The 16,070-nt window shown below is 50.4% G+C and carries 16 protein-coding genes and 1 pseudogene; 9 read left to right on the forward strand and 8 right to left on the reverse strand.

From position 1 onward, the window contains the following. A pseudogene (locus MUU46_RS23090) lies at nt 1–115 on the reverse strand (hypothetical protein); the annotation flags it as partial. Then, the gene (locus MUU46_RS04145) at nt 112–1,029 is read right to left on the reverse strand and encodes a LysR substrate-binding domain-containing protein (RefSeq protein WP_258964837.1); all 918 of its coding nucleotides are present in this window, start codon (nt 1,027–1,029) and stop codon (nt 112–114) included. The pseudogene MUU46_RS23090 and the gene MUU46_RS04145, both read right to left, overlap by 4 nt. A gap of 316 nt (nt 1,030–1,345) precedes the next feature. Between MUU46_RS04145 and MUU46_RS04150 the strand changes: the two genes are divergently transcribed. Beyond that, entirely contained in the window at nt 1,346–2,254 is a 909-nt protein-coding gene (locus tag MUU46_RS04150; protein ID WP_258964838.1) for a nucleoside hydrolase, read from the forward strand. Further along, nucleotides 2,251–3,528 carry an MFS transporter gene (locus MUU46_RS04155; RefSeq protein WP_258964839.1) on the forward strand — a complete coding sequence of 426 codons (1,278 nt, stop codon included), beginning with the start codon at nt 2,251–2,253 and terminating at the stop codon, nt 3,526–3,528. The genes MUU46_RS04150 and MUU46_RS04155 overlap by 4 nt, the downstream gene beginning before the upstream one ends. A 174-nt stretch (nt 3,529–3,702) precedes the next feature. Here the strand turns inward: MUU46_RS04155 and dkgA are convergent, their stop codons facing one another. Both dkgA and yqhD read right to left on the reverse strand, forming a co-directional pair. Further along, complete coding sequence (dkgA, locus tag MUU46_RS04160; RefSeq protein ID WP_159759903.1) at nt 3,703–4,530, reverse strand: 2,5-didehydrogluconate reductase DkgA; 828 nt, start codon at nt 4,528–4,530, stop codon at nt 3,703–3,705. A 109-nt stretch (nt 4,531–4,639) separates the two neighbouring features. Then, entirely contained in the window at nt 4,640–5,803 is a 1,164-nt protein-coding gene (gene yqhD, locus MUU46_RS04165; protein WP_258964840.1) for an alcohol dehydrogenase, read from the reverse strand. A gap of 194 nt (nt 5,804–5,997) precedes the next feature. On the opposite strand from yqhD, the gene MUU46_RS04170 reads away from it, so the two are divergent. Continuing rightward, nucleotides 5,998–6,897, forward strand: coding sequence for an AraC family transcriptional regulator (locus MUU46_RS04170; protein ID WP_159759899.1), 900 nt, complete (start codon nt 5,998–6,000; stop codon nt 6,895–6,897). Between the two features lie 81 nt (nt 6,898–6,978). On the opposite strand, the gene yghB is transcribed toward MUU46_RS04170, so the two are convergent. Beyond that, a complete protein-coding gene (gene yghB / locus MUU46_RS04175; protein ID WP_159759897.1) occupies nt 6,979–7,638 on the reverse strand; it encodes a DedA family general envelope maintenance protein YghB in 660 nt (219 codons plus the stop codon). A 133-nt stretch (nt 7,639–7,771) separates the two neighbouring features. Then, on the reverse strand, nt 7,772–8,959 hold the full coding sequence (metC, locus tag MUU46_RS04180) for a cystathionine beta-lyase (protein ID WP_258964841.1): 1,188 nt from the start codon (nt 8,957–8,959) through the stop codon (nt 7,772–7,774). Between the two features lie 251 nt (nt 8,960–9,210). On the opposite strand from metC, the gene exbB reads away from it, so the two are divergent. Together exbB and exbD are read left to right on the forward strand one after the other, a co-directional pair. Then, nucleotides 9,211–9,942, forward strand: coding sequence for a tol-pal system-associated acyl-CoA thioesterase (gene exbB, locus MUU46_RS04185; protein ID WP_258964842.1), 732 nt, complete (start codon nt 9,211–9,213; stop codon nt 9,940–9,942). Nucleotides 9,943–9,948: 6 nt separating this feature from the next. Continuing rightward, nucleotides 9,949–10,377 (forward strand): TonB system transport protein ExbD, encoded by a 429-nt coding sequence (exbD, locus tag MUU46_RS04190; protein WP_159759891.1) that lies wholly within the window; start codon nt 9,949–9,951, stop codon nt 10,375–10,377. A gap of 388 nt (nt 10,378–10,765) precedes the next feature. Here the strand turns inward: exbD and MUU46_RS04195 are convergent, their stop codons facing one another. Further along, nucleotides 10,766–11,197, reverse strand: a complete 432-nt coding sequence (locus MUU46_RS04195; RefSeq protein ID WP_258964843.1) for a cytoplasmic protein — start codon at nt 11,195–11,197, stop codon at nt 10,766–10,768. Between the two features lie 2 nt (nt 11,198–11,199). Continuing rightward, on the reverse strand, nt 11,200–11,586 hold the full coding sequence (locus tag MUU46_RS04200) for a hypothetical protein (RefSeq protein ID WP_258964844.1): 387 nt from the start codon (nt 11,584–11,586) through the stop codon (nt 11,200–11,202). 103 nt (nt 11,587–11,689) lie between these two features. On the opposite strand from MUU46_RS04200, the gene MUU46_RS04205 reads away from it, so the two are divergent. The 4 genes from MUU46_RS04205 (at nt 11,690) to MUU46_RS04220 (ending at nt 16,065) form a co-directional block, all read left to right on the forward strand. Then, entirely contained in the window at nt 11,690–12,193 is a 504-nt protein-coding gene (locus tag MUU46_RS04205; RefSeq protein ID WP_159759885.1) for an ESA_00282 family adhesion-associated protein, read from the forward strand. Between the two features lie 85 nt (nt 12,194–12,278). Continuing rightward, a complete protein-coding gene (locus tag MUU46_RS04210) occupies nt 12,279–13,292 on the forward strand; it encodes a LacI family DNA-binding transcriptional regulator (protein ID WP_258964845.1) in 1,014 nt (337 codons plus the stop codon). A 138-nt stretch (nt 13,293–13,430) separates the two neighbouring features. Continuing rightward, a complete protein-coding gene (nhaC, locus tag MUU46_RS04215) occupies nt 13,431–14,909 on the forward strand; it encodes a Na+/H+ antiporter NhaC (RefSeq protein WP_258964846.1) in 1,479 nt (492 codons plus the stop codon). Further along, a complete protein-coding gene (locus MUU46_RS04220) occupies nt 14,899–16,065 on the forward strand; it encodes a MalY/PatB family protein (RefSeq protein ID WP_258964847.1) in 1,167 nt (388 codons plus the stop codon). The genes nhaC and MUU46_RS04220 overlap by 11 nt, the downstream gene beginning before the upstream one ends. Nucleotides 16,066–16,070: the final 5 nt, after the last annotated feature.

Below are 16,070 nucleotides of genomic sequence, written 5' to 3' on the forward strand. Positions count from 1 at the left end.
GCTTTGTTGTAATTGCGCCAGTTAGTGACTTTAAACTTCTGTTTTGCCATGGGACGACCCGTGTTGCCGGATGATGCGTGATCTGATCCTTTAACTCAGCAAAAGTTCGATTTATTCAACAAAGCCGGTCTGAGTCAGTAAACGGACAAAGTTAAGCAAATAAGGATGGGTATTGCTTGGATCATAGATACCGCAGATATGCGCCGGAATTTTTTCTTCCAGCGGGATGAAATTGATATCATCCCAGTATTGATTGGCGAAACTTTGCGGCACGATAGAGATACTATTGTTCATTGCCACTAAAGCCATCAAGGTGTGTGGTTCGAACACCTCTTTTTCGATGCAGAGATCGATGCCTAATAATTCACAGGTATTTTTCACTAGCAGAGTCGAAGCCGAGTCTTGCCGTTTCATCATGATAAATTGGGATTCCTTTAAATCAGTGAGATGAATCTTTTCAAGTGCGCAAAGCGGATTTTTATTTGAAGTAATCACGCACATCTCATCATGATATATTTTCTTATAATGTAAAGGGGATATATTGATAGTATCGGCATAGCGGGATAATCCAAGATCGATTTTTTTGTTTTTTAGCGCCTTCTTTTGATCCTCCGGTGTCATTTCAAAAATCTGAACTGTAAGGTGAGGTTCTCTTTCATTTATTTCCTTTAAGGCGCGAGCGAGTCCTGCCCAGAAAAAAGAGCTGATTACGCCAATATTAATAGTGGAGTTTATCTCTCTGCTAATTCTTGATATTTTGTTCAGCGAGTTATTGACAATACGGAAAATATTTTCACACTCAGCATATAGTGCTTCACCTAAAATAGTGAGTTCAACGGTTCTGGTGTTTCTTGAAAATACTGTGCCGCCAATGATATCTTCCAGATCTTTTATCATGGTACTTAGCGGTGATTTAGAAATGTTTAAATCTTCTGCTGCTCGGGCAAAATGTTGATATTTTGCAACAGTGTAAAAATATTTCAACATTTTTAACGTGATACGATCAGAGTGGTGCAGCATTGCAGGCATGCAGTTACCTCTTTTAAGTGAGATGGATCACATCTATAATTATTAAATATTTCCCAGGACTCTCATTCCAATAAATGTATCATGACAGGACTTTGTTCTGTATCCGTCTTTTTGTTGTTTATCACACAACAATTGTTCTTTAAAACAGAATGATAGTGGCTTGTCGTCTCTATTGCATTGATTTGTGGTTATTTTTCTATAGACAACATCACTGCTATTTTCAGAGATAGCCGTATAGCTGTCATTTTTTTTAGAATTCCCGGAGATTCTTAATATCTGTAATGTGGCGATGAATTAAAATAGTCGGGAATTTTTCATGATGAACGCTAATCGAATCATAATTGATACTGATATTGGAGATGATGCTGATGACATTCTGGCCATTGCGTTAGCTCTGACGTATTCGCAGGTACAGATTGTCGGCATTACCACTGTGTTTAAAAACACAGGGCTTAGGGCGAAAATAGCCAAACATCTGCTGGCGTTGGCTGATACTCCACAGATACCGGTTTATGCCGGCGCCGGTCATAGCCTGCTGTGTGCAAATGATATCCATGAGGTTCCTTGCCAATATACGGCTGATATGGAGCAGTACACGGCACAAGGAGATGCGCAGGTATTCCTTCGTCACTTTTTTACTTCGGAGAAGGCTGCATTTGTAGCCCTCGGTTGTCTGACGAATCTGGCCATATTTATAGAGGAAAATCCTGAGCTGGTTAGTAATATTTCAGATGTTTATATTATGGGAGGATGTTTTCATCGGCACGCCAATGAATGGAATATTGTATGTGACCCTGAGGCGGCTAGTCTTGTTTTTAATTCCGGATTAATGATCAAGTGCATCGGACTGGATATTACGGCGCAATGTAGGATGACGCAGGAAGATGTTGAGCGTATGGCATACCATGCTAATACACCGTTAAAAAAACTGCTATTGGCAAGCTGCCATCACTGGTTTAACAAGACGGGTTTTCTCCCCATTTTGCACGATCCTCTGGTCATTGGTGCATTGGCTGAACAAATGGATATGGGGTGGCGTACCGAAAATGTCAGCATAGAATTAGCCGGGCAACATACCAGGGGGATGACGGTTTGTACCGACGAACGGATTTGGGGAAAAGAACCCGTCGCTGCCAATGTGCTGGTTGCGACAAAAGTAAATGCGCGTGAATTCATTGATGCTTTTATAGACAGAGTTTTTGTGCAGCAGGGAGGCACGCGATGAAATCTAACAAGCTGTCGGTACGTGAGAAAATTGGCTTTGGTACAGGGGACTGCGCCATCAATCTTTCTCTCATTTCTACTGGTATGTTTATTTACGCATTTTATGTTCAGGTGGTGGGGATTTCCCCGGTAGATGCCGGATGGTTGTTATTAGCCGTCAGGTGTCTTGATGCCTGTACTGATCCAATGATGGGGTGGGTGGCTAACCGCTATAAAACACGCATAGGGCATTACCGACACTGGATATTGCTAGCGGCAATCCCAATGGGTATTTCCATGTATCTGATGTTTATCAACGTTGGCGATAGTTATGGAATGAAATTATTTTGGGCCTATAGCACCTATATCTTCAATTCGTTGATGTTTACGGTGGTGACGATCCCTTATATCTCTATGATTTCGGTGATTACTGACAATCAGAATGAACGCATCACCGCCAATACCTGGCGTTTCTCAATGGCCAAAACTGCGACATTGCTGTGTACCACGATGGTGCCATGGCTTGTCACCGTTCAGGGAGGAACGGCTTCGGCTTATTCGTTATCATTCGTGCTGTTGGGCACTATAGGTGCATTACTGCTGCTGTTCTGTGGGCTGACAACGAGAGAACGCATTAACCTTTCTGCCAACAAAACGCCGTTATTACAGCAGATGAAGTCCGCATTGCGTAACGATCAGTGGGTCATTTTGTGTTCAGCTTGTGTGACTTTGATGCTGGCTTTTCTGTTACGGGCCAATATTGCGTTTATCTATGTAACCGATTTTGCGGGGGCAAAGGGGGGATATGAAGTGTCACTCTTTTTGGGAATGTGGTCTATTGGGGGTGTAATTGCGGCGATTGTGTCTAAACAACTTACCCGACGCTACTGTAAAATCAACGTATTTCGTCTCTCTATGTATTTGTCGGCTGCGTTTGGCATTGCCATGTATTTCATTGTTGATCAGGATAATTTCATGGCGGCGGTAATTTGCTATCTGATTTATTGCTTTCTGACCGATCTCAATACCCCTATTTTTTGGGCTCTTATTTCAGAAGTCACAGAATACGGAAAGCAAAAAAATGGGGTAGATACCGCAGGCTTGTCAATGGGCGCTATCTCTTTCTGCCAAAAATTGGGGATGGGGCTTTCGGGTATTGTCACCGGCTATACGCTTAGCTGGTTTGGATATTCGGTTGCGGAGGAAAAAACAGCGAGCGCGATGATCGGATTGTCACTGTCGCTCTGTATTGCTCCGGCACTCTTTTTCTTGATTACCGGGTTAATTATGGAATAATATATCATTACGAGTGTTTACTACGAAAAAATGAAACTGAGTAAATCAGCGCTGTAATAAGAAAACAAATTCAATGCACTGAGTATTAATCTCGCCAGGGCGCGATCAAGATGCCAGCGAATGTTAAACCTGGTGCCCGGTGGCGCTGTCGCCTACCGGGCCTCTCAGGAAAAATTACCCGCCGAATTGATCCGGGTCTGGTCCGAGCCGTTTCTCTTGGTCCAGCTTTGCAATCTCACCCAGTTCGTCTTTATCCAGACGGAAATCCCATACGTCAAAGTTTTCCGCAATACGCGTTGGCGTAACGGATTTCGGGATAACCACCAGTCCGCTATCCAGATGCCAGCGAATCACAATCTGCGCCGGTGTCTTGCCGTATTTCTCCGCCAGATGGCGAATAATAGTCTGATCGAAAACCCCTTCGCCGCCCTGCGCCAGAGGGCTCCATGACTCGGTCTGGATCTTGTGCGTCGCGTTCCAGGAATGCAATTGACGCTGCTGCATCAGAGGATGAAGTTCAATCTGGTTAATGACTGGCGAGACGCCGGTTTCATCAATCAGACGTTGCAGGTGGCTCACCTGGAAATTACATACGCCGATGCTTTTCACCAGACCCTGTTTTTGCAGTTCAATCATCCCACGCCAGGCTTCAACGTAATGATCGATAGCCGGGACCGGCCAGTGCATCAGATAAAGATCGACAAAATCGAGCTGCAGTTTATCGAGACTTTCCTGGAGCGCTTCGGCCGGACGTTTCTGATCGTCATTCCACAGTTTGGTGGTAATGAACAGATCATCGCGCGCGACGCCAGCACTGGCTAATGCTTTGCCCACGCCATCTTCATTTTTATACGCGGCGGCGGTATCGATAGAACGATAACCTATCTCCAGCGCTTTATGAATGGCGGTAACCACTTCCTCGTTGCCTGCTTTCCACACGCCGAGACCCAGTTGCGGCATGATGTTGCCGTCATTGAGCTTGATTACGGTTGGATGTGTCATGCATTCCTCCTTAGATGAAATTCACCAGAGTGCGGTGGGCGCTCCGGTGAAGTAGTAGCATTAAGTCTGGACGAAATACGAGAAAACGAAAGGCTGAGCGGAAAAACCCTTAGCGTGCCGCTTCGTAAATGCGACGGCTCACGTCGAGAGTAATATCCTGATTTTCACCGATTTGCGTCATGCCGTGCTCTTCCAGTTTTTTCAGCAGCGCGGGGATAGAGCTGCCGTCCAGACCGTAGCCGGACAGGCGCGTCGGCACACCCATCGCTTCGAAGAACTCGCGAGTCGCAGCAATGGCGGCATCAATGCGGGCATCTTCAGAACCTTCAGTAATGTTCCATACGCGTTCTGCGTATTGCAGCAGTTTGGCGCGTTTGGTGTCGCGTTTTTCATTCCACAAAGCAGGCAGAACAACCGCCAGCGTCTGGGCGTGATCCAGGCCGTGCATTGCCGTCAGCTCATGGCCGAGCATATGCGTCGCCCAGTCCTGCGGCACGCCAGCGCCAATCAGACCGTTCAGTGCCTGAGTCGCCGCCCACATCACGTTGGCACGCACGTCGTAGTTTTCTGGCTCTTTCAGCGCTTTCGGGCCTTCTTCAACCAGCGTCAGCAAAATACCTTCGGCGAAACGGTCCTGAATTTTGGCGTTTACCGGGTAGGTCACGTACTGTTCAACGGTGTGAATGAAGGCATCCACCACGCCGTTTGCGACCTGACGTGGTGGCAGGGTGTAAGTGTATACCGGATCAAGAATGGCGAAGACCGGCTGTACGTTCGGATTCATGAACGCCTGTTTGTCGCCAGTGGTTTTGCGAGAAATTACCGCACCCATATTGGATTCAGAACCGGTCGCAGGCAGCGTCAGTACGGAACCCATCGGAATAGCACTTTCAATTTTGCTGCCGCCGGTTTGCAGGATTTCCCACGGATCAACGCCGTCAGCATACTGCGCAGCCGCCGCGATGAATTTGGTGCCATCGAGTACGGAACCACCGCCCACGGCCAGCAGGAAAGTGATTTTTTCTTCGCGGGCAATTTTCACTGCATTCATCAGCGTTTCATAAGATGGGTTTGGCTCGATACCGCCAAACTCCAGCACGTTAAGGCCGTCCAGCGCGGTCATGACCTGGTCCAGAACGCCGGTTTTTTTGACACTGCCGCCGCCGTACGTGACGAGGACGCGCGCATCTGCCGGGATTTGCGCCCGCAGGTCTGTAATAGCGTCTTTACCGAATAAAATGCGCGTTGGAGTGTGCAGATTGAAATTAAACATAGGTTTTCCCTTCATAACGGGTGAAAAAGACGGTAGCGACAGGGCTACCTGATGGAGGGTATTGTGGTCTTGTAGGCTGTTTGTCTCAATGCACATTCCTGCCTATGTATTGCCCATTTCTCCTGCGGGCTGGAGAATATGAATATTATTGTCCACAATACATCCATCGAAATACGTTCCGGATATCGCTAAAAATGAACCGTGAAGAGACCTGTCTGCTGCTGACAGAGAAAATTAAGCAGCTGAAAAGTAATGAAGAAAAACTCATTCATCTGTTGCCGGATATTCGCCTGTTGTACGGCACGCAGCCGGGGACCCGCACGCCGGTAATGTACCAGCCGGGGATCGTATTCCTCTTTTCCGGCCATAAGATAGGCCACATTAACGAGCGTGTTTTCCGCTATGACGCCACGGAATACCTGCTGTTGACGGTGCCGTTGCCGTTTGAATGCGAAACTTTTGCCACGCCGGAAGTGCCGCTGGCGGGTCTGCGTCTGAATGTCGATATTCTGCAATTGCAGGAGCTGCTGATGGACATCGGTGAGGACGAGTTGTTTCAACCTTCGATGGCCGCCAGCGGGATTAACTCCGCCACGCTCTCCGATGAAATCCTCTGTGCCGCCGAGCGTCTGCTCGACGTGATGGAGCACCCGATGGATGCGCGCATTCTTGGCAAACAAATCATCCGTGAAATGCTTTATCACGTGCTGATGGGGCCACGCGGTGGCGCGTTGCTGGCGCTGGTCAGCCGCCAGACGCATTTCAGTCTGATTAGTCGGGTGCTGAAACGGATTGAGAGCCAGTACACCGAAAACCTCAGCGTTGACCAGCTGGCTGCGGAAGCCAATATGAGCATTTCGGCGTTTCATCACAACTTTAAGTCTGTGACCAGCACCTCTCCGCTGCAATATCTGAAATCCTATCGGCTGCACAAAGCGCGAATGATGATGGTGCATGACGGCCTGAAGGCCAGCACGGCGGCAATAAAGGTGGGGTACGAAAGCCCTTCGCAGTTCAGTCGTGAGTTTAAGCGTTACTTCGGGATCACGCCGGGCGAAGATGCGGCGCGTATTCGGGGAATGCAGGGGATGTAGTTTTCCCTCTCTCTAGCCTCTCCCAAAGGGAAGAGGTCATTATTCCCCTCGCCCCTTTGGGGAGAGGGCGAGGGGGAGAAATCAGGCGCTACAATACTTCTTCTTAATCACCACAATCACCGTGCCCAGTAAACCCACAACCAGCAGGAAAATAGGCAGGATCATCAGGAACGTCATCACCTGATCTTCGTGGCGTTTAACGAAGGGGATCATGCTCAGCGCATAGCCGAAGCCAGTCACCACTCCGACCCAGAGCACGGCGCTCAGCCAGTTGAAAATCTGGAAGCGACGGTTAGACAAACCGGAAATACCTGCCATCGTTGGCAACAGGGTACGCACGAATGCCAGGAAACGCCCGGCGAGCAGTGCCAGTAGCCCGTGGCGGTCAAACATGCAGGTTGCACGGTCGTGATATTTGTCCGGCAGTTGCGCCAGCCAGCCTTTCACCGTTTTGGTGTTGCCAAGCCAGCGGCCCTGAACATAGCTCAGCCAGCAGCCGAGACTGGCGGCGGCGGTCAGAATAGCGAGTGTAGGCACAAAATCCATCACGCCTTTGGCGATCAGCGCGCCGGCGAGCAGCAATAGGCTATCCCCCGGCAAGAAAGACGCGGGCAGCAGGCCGTTTTCTAAAAACAGCGTGGCGAACATCACCAGATAAACAACACCCACGACGTGGGGATCCGCCAGCGCGGCAAAATCATGCTGCCAGAGTGCGGCGGCAATCTCCTGGATAACAACCATGGGCTTTCCTGTGGACTGACATTTTCTGAGTGTATTGTACTCCTGAATCGCCCGGGATGCCTTGATCCCAGGCGCAACAATTCCGGCAGTTTTTGCAGGGACTGTCTGAAATTGTGTCCATCAGCTTGCCACTTTACACGATGCGCTCGAAACCGGCCGATAAATCCACAAGAAGATCGTCAACATTCTCTAAACCAATGTGCAAACGAATCAGTGTACCGCTGAAGTCGGGTTTGCCGTTGGGGCGAATGTCCGCCAGCTGTTCTGGCTGCGTCGGCAGGATAAGCGACTCGAAGCCGCCCCAGGAATAGGCCATGCTGAACAGCGTAAAGTTATCGAGATACGCCGTCAGCTCGCTATCGTTCAGGCGCTTTTTGAGTACGAAGGAGAACAGGCCGCTGCTGCCCGTAAAGTCTCGTTTCCAGTACTCATGACCTTTACTGCCCGGCAGCGCTGGGTGGTTGACTCGTTCAACTTGCGGATGCTCAGCCAGCCATTCGGCAATTTTCAGGCTGCTTTCGTGATGCTGACGCAGACGCACGCCGAGTGTACGCAAGCCACGGCTGGTCATATACGCGGTATCTGCATCCACCATTTGCCCCATCAGATAGGCGTTTTCGCGCAGCTGATCCCAGCAGCGAGCATTGGAAACGGCGGTGCCAATCATGGCATCGGAATGGCCAATCAGGTACTTGGTGGCGGCCTGAATCGAAATATCGATATCAAATTCGAGTGCTTTAAACAGCACGCCTGCGGCCCAGGTATTATCGATCATGATGATGGCGTCAGGCGCTACGCGACGGACGGCACTGACAATGGCCGGAACGTCATGCACTTCCATGGTGACGGAACCCGGGGATTCCAGGAACACCACTTTGGTGTTGGGCTGAATCAGGTCGGCAATACCGGCGCCAATAAGCGGGTCGAACCAATCGGTGGTGACGCCGAGCTTGGCGAGGATTTTGGTACAGAAATCCTGGCTCGGTTCGTAGGCGCTGTTGGTCATCAGCACATGATCGCCCTGTTCGACAAACGCCAGAATCGTGTTGGCAATCGCCGCCGCGCCGCAAGGGAACAGAGCGCAACCGGCACCGCCTTCCAGTTCGCACATCGCTTCCTGCAAGGAGAAGTGGGTCAGGGTGCCACGACGACCATAAAACAGCTCGCCTTTGGCACGATTGCGGGTGGCCAGTTTCTTGGCTTCAACGGTCTCGAAAACGAGCGACGAGGCGCGCTGAATCACGCTGTTTACCGAGCCCTGCGTGTATTTTTTACTGCGGCCAGCATTCACCAGCACGGTATCAAGTTGTTTTTTGGACATGTTTTTACCACCTGTTTTTATACGTCTGGACGTCTAAACTAACATGATTGTTTGGGGTTGTACCTTGTGTGAACAGATTAAGCAGAAAATTTTGCCAGAATACGCCAAAGCACCTTTTTTAATGCGTGAGCGCAATGAAAGTTAGCGATGATTGCGTCAATATGTAAATAGTAATGAGAACGACTATCAATTCGACGACGTTTTGATATTATTACGCTCAGATTTTGTGATTTAGATCCTGGAGATACAGAGTGGGTAATAATTTGATGCAGGCGGATCTCTCCGTTTGGGGTATGTATCATCATGCCGACATCGTAGTTAAGGTGGTAATGATCGGCCTGATTCTGGCATCGGTTGTCACTTGGGCAATCTTCTTCAGCAAAAGTACCGAACTGCTGTCGCAAAAACGCCGCCTCAAGCGTGAGCAGCAGCAGCTCGCCGAAGCCCGCTCTTTGAATCAGGCCAGCGAAATTGCTGCCGCTTTCCCGGCGAAAAGCCTCAGCCTTCAGCTGCTGAACGAAGCGCAGAACGAACTGGAACTTTCTGAAGGTGCCGAAGACAACGAAGGTATTAAAGAACGTACCGGTTTCCGTCTGGAGCGCCGTGTCGCTGCTGCTGGTCGTCATATGGGCCGTGGTAACGGTTATCTGGCAACAATTGGTGCGATCTCCCCGTTTATCGGTCTGTTCGGCACCGTATGGGGCATCATGAACAGCTTCATCGGTATTGCCCAGACCCAGACCACTAACCTGGCTGTTGTAGCGCCGGGTATCGCAGAAGCGCTGTTGGCGACCGCCATTGGCCTGTTCGCCGCAATCCCTGCGGTGGTTATCTACAACATTTTTGCCCGCATGATTGGCAGCCACAAAGCGCTGCTCGGTGATGTGGCGGCGCAGGTTCTGCTTCTGCAAAGCCGTGACCTCGATCTCAATAACAGCGGCGCTCAGCCGGTACGTACCACCCAGAAATTACGGGTAGGGTGATAGCCAATGGCAATGCGTCTAAACGAAAATCTGGACGATAACGGCGAAATGCATGAAATCAACGTGACGCCGTTTATCGACGTCATGTTGGTACTGCTGATCATCTTCATGGTAGCGGCTCCGTTGGCCACCGTTGATGTGAAAGTGAATCTGCCGGCGTCCTCCAGCCAGCCGCAGCCGCGTCCGGAAAAACCGGTGTACCTGTCGGTGAAAGCGGATAACACCATGTTCCTCGGCAACGATCCGGTGACCGACGACACCATGGTGAATGCGATTAACACGCTGACCGAAGGCAAGAAAGACACCACTATCTTCTTCCGTGCGGATAAAACCGTAAACTACGAGACGATGATGAAGGTGATGGATACTCTGCATCAGGCGGGATATCTAAAAATCGGCCTGGTCGGTGAAGAGCACGCCACCGCGAAAAAATAAGCGGCACCATTAATGAAATAACCGGCCTCGCGCCGGTTTTTTTATGCCCTAAGTAAAATGGATAACTCGCTGATATATTCTTTTTTTCTCATCTTAACGCCGCCCGAATTTTTGTTGATCGCCACTGACGAGCGGGATAAACCTCTCTACGCTTATTCAGGCGCATCATAAAAAAGCGCGGTGAAAACGGGGCAAAGCACCACCTGCCAGCATGGGCGTTCAGCATGACCCTGGCGACTTTACTCCGCACAGAGCTTCCCCCTTCTCGTGACCTCATTTCACTCTCTGGCATTCGTCAGCGGGCCGATCGCCTGCTAACGGCGCAGACCATGCAGGAGCAGCAACAGGTAAGCCGGAGACCGCGATTTCCGTCTTCAGGCTGGTGTAATCAAGCTTTTTTAGCGACTGGCGTCGGGAGGTTTTCTTCAGGTGCCACAATATTGACGCTGGCGGTACGGCAGTTACCGTCGGCGAGTTTACGCGTCAGGCGCAGGGTGGCGGTTTCGCGCGCCAGAATATGCTGATAGTTCGCTTCAACATGCGCGAGGATTTTTTCTTTTAGCTGCGGGTTTCGGGTCATTACCTCGACCAGCGCCGCGCCATAGATCTCTTCTTTCACCTGGAAGGCGTAAATCTCCCGGCGGTACTGCCACTTCATGCGTACCAGCGCCGCGGGAATCGACACCAGCGCTTTGGCTGTCTCTTCAATCACCGCATTCTTTTCATTTTTTAGTGCCTGAAGATTATGCTTCAGAATGATGGTGTCGCTGTTTTTGTCGTCCAAAGTCAAATAGACGTTATTATCTTCACCCTTTTCCATTTTTATTCGTCCTGAAAATCATAAAAAAGAGGGGCTGCTTTCTCGCGCGTAATCAAATTAATCCAGATTTCGTTTCCGGCTTGATTAATTTTGTCGGTGTGTTCAGCGATAATTTTACTTAATTCCTGACTGTCTATTTCGCCTTCCAATTGCAGATCGTTGAGAATCCGAGCGAATGCTTCTATTTTAACCACCCGAAACAGCCGGTCTTTAATATGGCGGTCACGTTCCTCCAGCAGCATATTTCGCGATTGGCCATGACGAACCGGTGCGGCTAATATATCTGCGGCAATATTTTCGAGGGTAATCTTTCCTTGAGTTAAATCAGTATTATTTTCTGCTGTGCTGGAAATGTGAAAATGGGCCGGAATCAGCGACTCGGGTATCATGCCTGATGTCCTTTTGGTTTCAACAGGATAATGGCGATAAAGGTGTGAGGTTCGTTGACAATATCATGGTGTAAATTTAAAATCAAAAAAAATGGAGCCAACCATGAACAGTATTATCTATTTCGTGATAGCCCTGCTATTGCTGACGGTTGTTATTCTTTTAGTTATCTCTGGTTTGTTTAAAAACGACATGGGGGCAGAAAAAACGCTGCCGGTTCAGGTGAAATCGCTGAGTAAAGAGGAAGGTGAAGACCATTTTGCGATGCTCATGAACGCGATAACGCCGGTATGGTATTGGCGGGTAAATCACGAATATATTGATTTTCTTCACGCCACAATAAAGCGGATGAGTATCACCGAATTAAATGCTGCAGCGGGCTTATTCGAGGCCCAGCGGCGGTGCAGCGATCTCAATTCGGCAGTGTATAAATATTACGACAATATAAAAAAGCGCTGTCTTAATGGGGAGGAAGTCTCGCGTGGCGACCTCGACGTGTTGAACCTGCAGCAGTGTTTTAGGGAATTTAGTTTACATGCTTACCCGGAGCTGGTGGCACTGGTGTGGCCGGAATTTCAGCGGCCAGAGGTTGATCCGCTGGCAGTGTAGGAAGCCTCTCATCTTTAGCGCCTAAGAGCAGAGGGTTTCAATGCTATGCTCATTTCTTTCCTGAAGCGCATAAACGAGGGGAAGAATGGCGACAATCAAGGATGTAGCACTGCTGGCCAGAGTCTCTACGGCGACCGTCTCCCGGGTAATCAATCAAACTGCATGGGTTGAACCCGTCACCCGAGAGCGGGTGGAAAAAGCCATGCGTGATCTCAACTATCGACGTAATGCTGCAGCTCTCGCGTTGGCGAAGCGCAGTGGTGACATGCTTGGTTTGCTAACGGGTAATCTGGCCGATCCTTTTTTCGCGCGTCTGGCCCGTGGCGTGGAAGAGGTGACGCGCAAACATCAGTTCCGGCTAATGGTTTGCAGTGGTGGGCATGATGAGAGCATGGAGAAAGCCGGGCTCGATTTTCTGGTGAACCAGGGGTGTGAGGCTATCGTGGTGCATGCCAGCAGGCTGTCAGACAAAGAGCTGCTGCGCTACAGCGCGCATTTTCCGGCGATGGTGGTAGTGAATCGCTACATTGCAGGCATGGCCCACCGTTGTATCTGGCTGGAAAATCGCAGTGCGGCCCGTGAAGCTACGCTTCACTTGTTAGCGCAAGGTCATCGCTATATTGCCTGTGTCACCTCCGATTTACCGATTATTGACCGCCAGGACCGGCTCGAAGGCTATCGTCAGGCGATGGCTGAATATGGCGTTACGGTGGAAAAACAGTGGGTGATAAGCGTACCGTTTAACGAAGAAGGCGGTGAGCGCGCCGCACATTTGTTGCTTAATAGTGGTATTGCGTTTACCGCGGCGCTGACGTTTAACGATGTGATGGCGGCGGGGATCATGCGTGTTCTTCACCAGCAAGGCGTTAACCTGCCACAAAAGCTTTCCCTTGTCGGTTTTGATGATGTGGTGTTGGCCCGTTATCTCCATCCTGCGCTGACCACCATGCATTACCCAGTCGAACATATGGCTCGTCGTGCTTCGGCATTGGCGATTCAACTTTATCAGGGCGTGACATTGCCACCCAGTGCGAATAGCTTTAGCGCAACGTTGGTCATCCGAGATTCCGTTTTTCCCTTGATTTCAGCCGAAAAATAACCGTCAAGCAGCAAGAGTGTGATTTGCCTCATGGTTTGCAGTTCCATGTAATCGCTTACATGGTGGCGAACTCTCGATCACAGTTGCTGCAAGCCTCTGCGCCTACTCTTGGGCTACCTTACAGACAGGAGCTCTACTATGAGTGCATCACAAAACAAGAAAAAAACGCTTTCATTTGGTTTAGCGCTGATCCCGATCGTCGCGATGCTGTTATTGCTGGTGGTGGGTTATGGCGTCATGGGGTTACGTATCGAACCCCTGCTGCTGTGTTCTGCGACAGTGGCGGCAGTGATGTCATGGTGGCAAGGCTACAGCTGGGACGACATCATTAATTCGGTGGTCGATAAGCTAGCAAAGGCGATGCCGGTTATCATGATTTTAATCTGTGTGGGCGGTTTGATTGGCACCTGGATGTTCAGCGGCACCATTCCTTACATGGTTTATTGGGGACTGAAGCTGATCAGTCCGGAATATATTCTGATTGCCGCCTTCTTTCTGACCAGCGTCGTGTCGGTATGCACGGGTACATCATGGGGTTCTGCCGGAACGGTGGGGGTTGCATTGATGGGGGTGGCTGCAGGGTTAGATGTTTCGCTTGCAGCTGCTGCTGGTGCCGTCGTGTCCGGGGCCTATTTTGGCGATAAAATCTCACCACTTTCAGACTCCACGAACTTTGCCGCCATTGTCGCGGACACCACCTTGTTTGAGCATATTCAGCATTTAATGTGGACCACTATTCCCAGCTTCTTGTTGGCAACCGTGGTTTATCTGATTGCAGGACACAACGACATGCTGGGAGAGGTCGCCACACCACAGCGCGTTACCGATATCGTGAACTCACTGGCGTCGTTGTATCACTTCAATATTCTGCTGATCCTGCCACCGGTGATTGTGCTGTGGGGGGCGATTCGTAAGAAACCTGTTATCCCGTTGATGCTAAGCGCCTGTGTGCTGGCATTGATCCTCGGCGTTGTTTTGCAGGGATTGAGCATCAAACAGGGGCTGGATGCGTTCATCGACGGTTTTAACATCACTATGTTCCCTCAGGGGAGCGAAGGAATCGTCGCAGACGTCCCACGGTTGCTTAATCGTGGTGGCATGTTCTCAATGATGAGTACCATTCTGCTGGTGTTCTGTGCCTTTTCGTTTGCCGGAGCGTTAACCTTAACCGGCGCCTTAACCATCATCATTAACCGTTTGCTGACGGTTATTCATAGCGTGGGGCAGCTGATCGCCGCCACGATTGGCACCACTATTCTGGTTACAGGGGCCACCAGTGACGGCAAACTGGCGTTATTGGTTCCGGCCGAGCTGTTTAAAGACGCCTACCGACGTATGGGGCTGGATACCAAAAACCTTTCACGCACGGTGGAAGACGCGGGGACGGTCATTGAGCCGCTTCTACCATGGACCTCGGCCGGTGTTTATATGGCGACGACACTTGGCGTCAGTACCCTGGATTTACTGCCTTGGGCCGTCCAGTGCTATTCGGCGATATTCTTCGCTCTGATTTATGGTTTCACCGGGATCGGTATCGCCCGGATAGCGCCAGCAGCACAAGCACCAGAACCTGACTCGACCATGATGGAAATAAAAAGGGAACAAGATGGATTTTAATCAGATTGTCGATCGGCATAACACCGGATCGGTAAAATGGGATTTTATTGCGCGTCATTTCGGCGAGGGTGCGGAAACGCTGTTGCCAATGTGGGTTTCCGATTTCGATTTTCCGTGTCCACCTGCGGTACAGACGGCGTTGCATCAGCGGATTGAACATGGTGTTTTTGGCTACAGCGAACGTCACCAGCGTTACTTCGATGCGCTGATTGGCTGGTTTGCGTCGCGTCATCAGCTTACGGTGAAGCAGGAGTGGGTGTGCAGTGTGGAAGGCGTGGTTCCCGGGCTGTCGTTGTTGGTACAACAGCTGACGCAGCCTGGTGAAAGCGTTGTGGTTCAGGGGCCGTATTATGGCTCTTTCGCGAAAATAGTGACGCTGAACGACAGACGATTAGTAGAAAACCCACTGTCTGAAACGGCTGACGCCGGTTACCGAATGGATTTGGCTCATCTGGAGTCGCTTTTTCGTCGCGAATGCCCGCCGCTGATGATTTTGTGTAACCCGCACAACCCGACCGGGCGCTGCTGGTCGGCGGAAGAACTTGAGCGCCTGCTGACACTGTGTGAAAAGTACAACGTGCGGGTTCTGTCTGATGAGATCTGGGCCGATCTCCTGTTGCCCGGGGAACGTTTTACGTCAGTGCTGCATTTGGGGGAGCGCTGGCATTCACGGGTGATAGCCGCGACATCCGCCAGTAAAACGTTTGGTCTGTCGTCGCTGCGTATTTCAAACTTTCTCATTCCGGACCCAAAACTACGCGCCTCTTTTACGCGACGGTTGGATGCGCACGGACTGGATGTTTTTAATGCGCTTTCCGTGCAGGCTGCAACGGCGGCATGGCAAGAAGGGGGCTCCTGGCTGGATGCGTTGCTGGATTATCTTGCGGACAATCGCCGCTGGTTTGAGACGAGAGCCGCAGCCTGTTTACCTTGGGCCAGAATTATTCCCGCCCAGGGCACTTACCTGTTGTGGATCGATTGTCGGAAATTGGGCCTGGACGATGAGCAGCTTAAAGGGGCAATGGCGGATATCGCGGGGATAGCGCCTTCGATGGGCAACAGTTTTGGCCCAACGGGCAGTGGTTTTATTCGTCTGAATCTGGGGTGTCCACGTACATATCTTGAAAAGGCGCTGGAAGGGTTGAGGCGCCTTTAGCGCTG

This window comes from Scandinavium tedordense (genome assembly GCF_024764965.1).
In the GTDB taxonomy this organism is placed as follows: Bacteria; Pseudomonadota; Gammaproteobacteria; order Enterobacterales; family Enterobacteriaceae; genus Scandinavium; species Scandinavium tedordense.

Excerpts from the sequence above, each read along its gene's own strand:
- exbD (WP_159759891.1), top strand. The coding sequence starts at position 9,949 with ATGGCAATGCGTCTAAACGAAAATCTGGACGATAACGGCGAAATGCAT.
- MUU46_RS04205 (WP_159759885.1), top strand. The coding sequence starts at position 11,690 with ATGAACAGTATTATCTATTTCGTGATAGCCCTGCTATTGCTGACGGTT.
- metC (WP_258964841.1), bottom strand. The coding sequence starts at position 8,959 with ATGTCCAAAAAACAACTTGATACCGTGCTGGTGAATGCTGGCCGCAGT.
- MUU46_RS04145 (WP_258964837.1), bottom strand. The coding sequence starts at position 1,029 with ATGCCTGCAATGCTGCACCACTCTGATCGTATCACGTTAAAAATGTTG.
- nhaC (WP_258964846.1), top strand. The coding sequence starts at position 13,431 with ATGAGTGCATCACAAAACAAGAAAAAAACGCTTTCATTTGGTTTAGCG.
- MUU46_RS04170 (WP_159759899.1), top strand. The coding sequence starts at position 5,998 with ATGAACCGTGAAGAGACCTGTCTGCTGCTGACAGAGAAAATTAAGCAG.
- MUU46_RS04195 (WP_258964843.1), bottom strand. The coding sequence starts at position 11,197 with ATGGAAAAGGGTGAAGATAATAACGTCTATTTGACTTTGGACGACAAA.
- yghB (WP_159759897.1), bottom strand. The coding sequence starts at position 7,638 with ATGGTTGTTATCCAGGAGATTGCCGCCGCACTCTGGCAGCATGATTTT.
- MUU46_RS04150 (WP_258964838.1), top strand. The coding sequence starts at position 1,346 with ATGATGAACGCTAATCGAATCATAATTGATACTGATATTGGAGATGAT.
- MUU46_RS04155 (WP_258964839.1), top strand. The coding sequence starts at position 2,251 with ATGAAATCTAACAAGCTGTCGGTACGTGAGAAAATTGGCTTTGGTACA.
- MUU46_RS04220 (WP_258964847.1), top strand. The coding sequence starts at position 14,899 with ATGGATTTTAATCAGATTGTCGATCGGCATAACACCGGATCGGTAAAA.
- dkgA (WP_159759903.1), bottom strand. The coding sequence starts at position 4,530 with ATGACACATCCAACCGTAATCAAGCTCAATGACGGCAACATCATGCCG.
- MUU46_RS04210 (WP_258964845.1), top strand. The coding sequence starts at position 12,279 with ATGGCGACAATCAAGGATGTAGCACTGCTGGCCAGAGTCTCTACGGCG.
- yqhD (WP_258964840.1), bottom strand. The coding sequence starts at position 5,803 with ATGTTTAATTTCAATCTGCACACTCCAACGCGCATTTTATTCGGTAAA.
- MUU46_RS04200 (WP_258964844.1), bottom strand. The coding sequence starts at position 11,586 with ATGATACCCGAGTCGCTGATTCCGGCCCATTTTCACATTTCCAGCACA.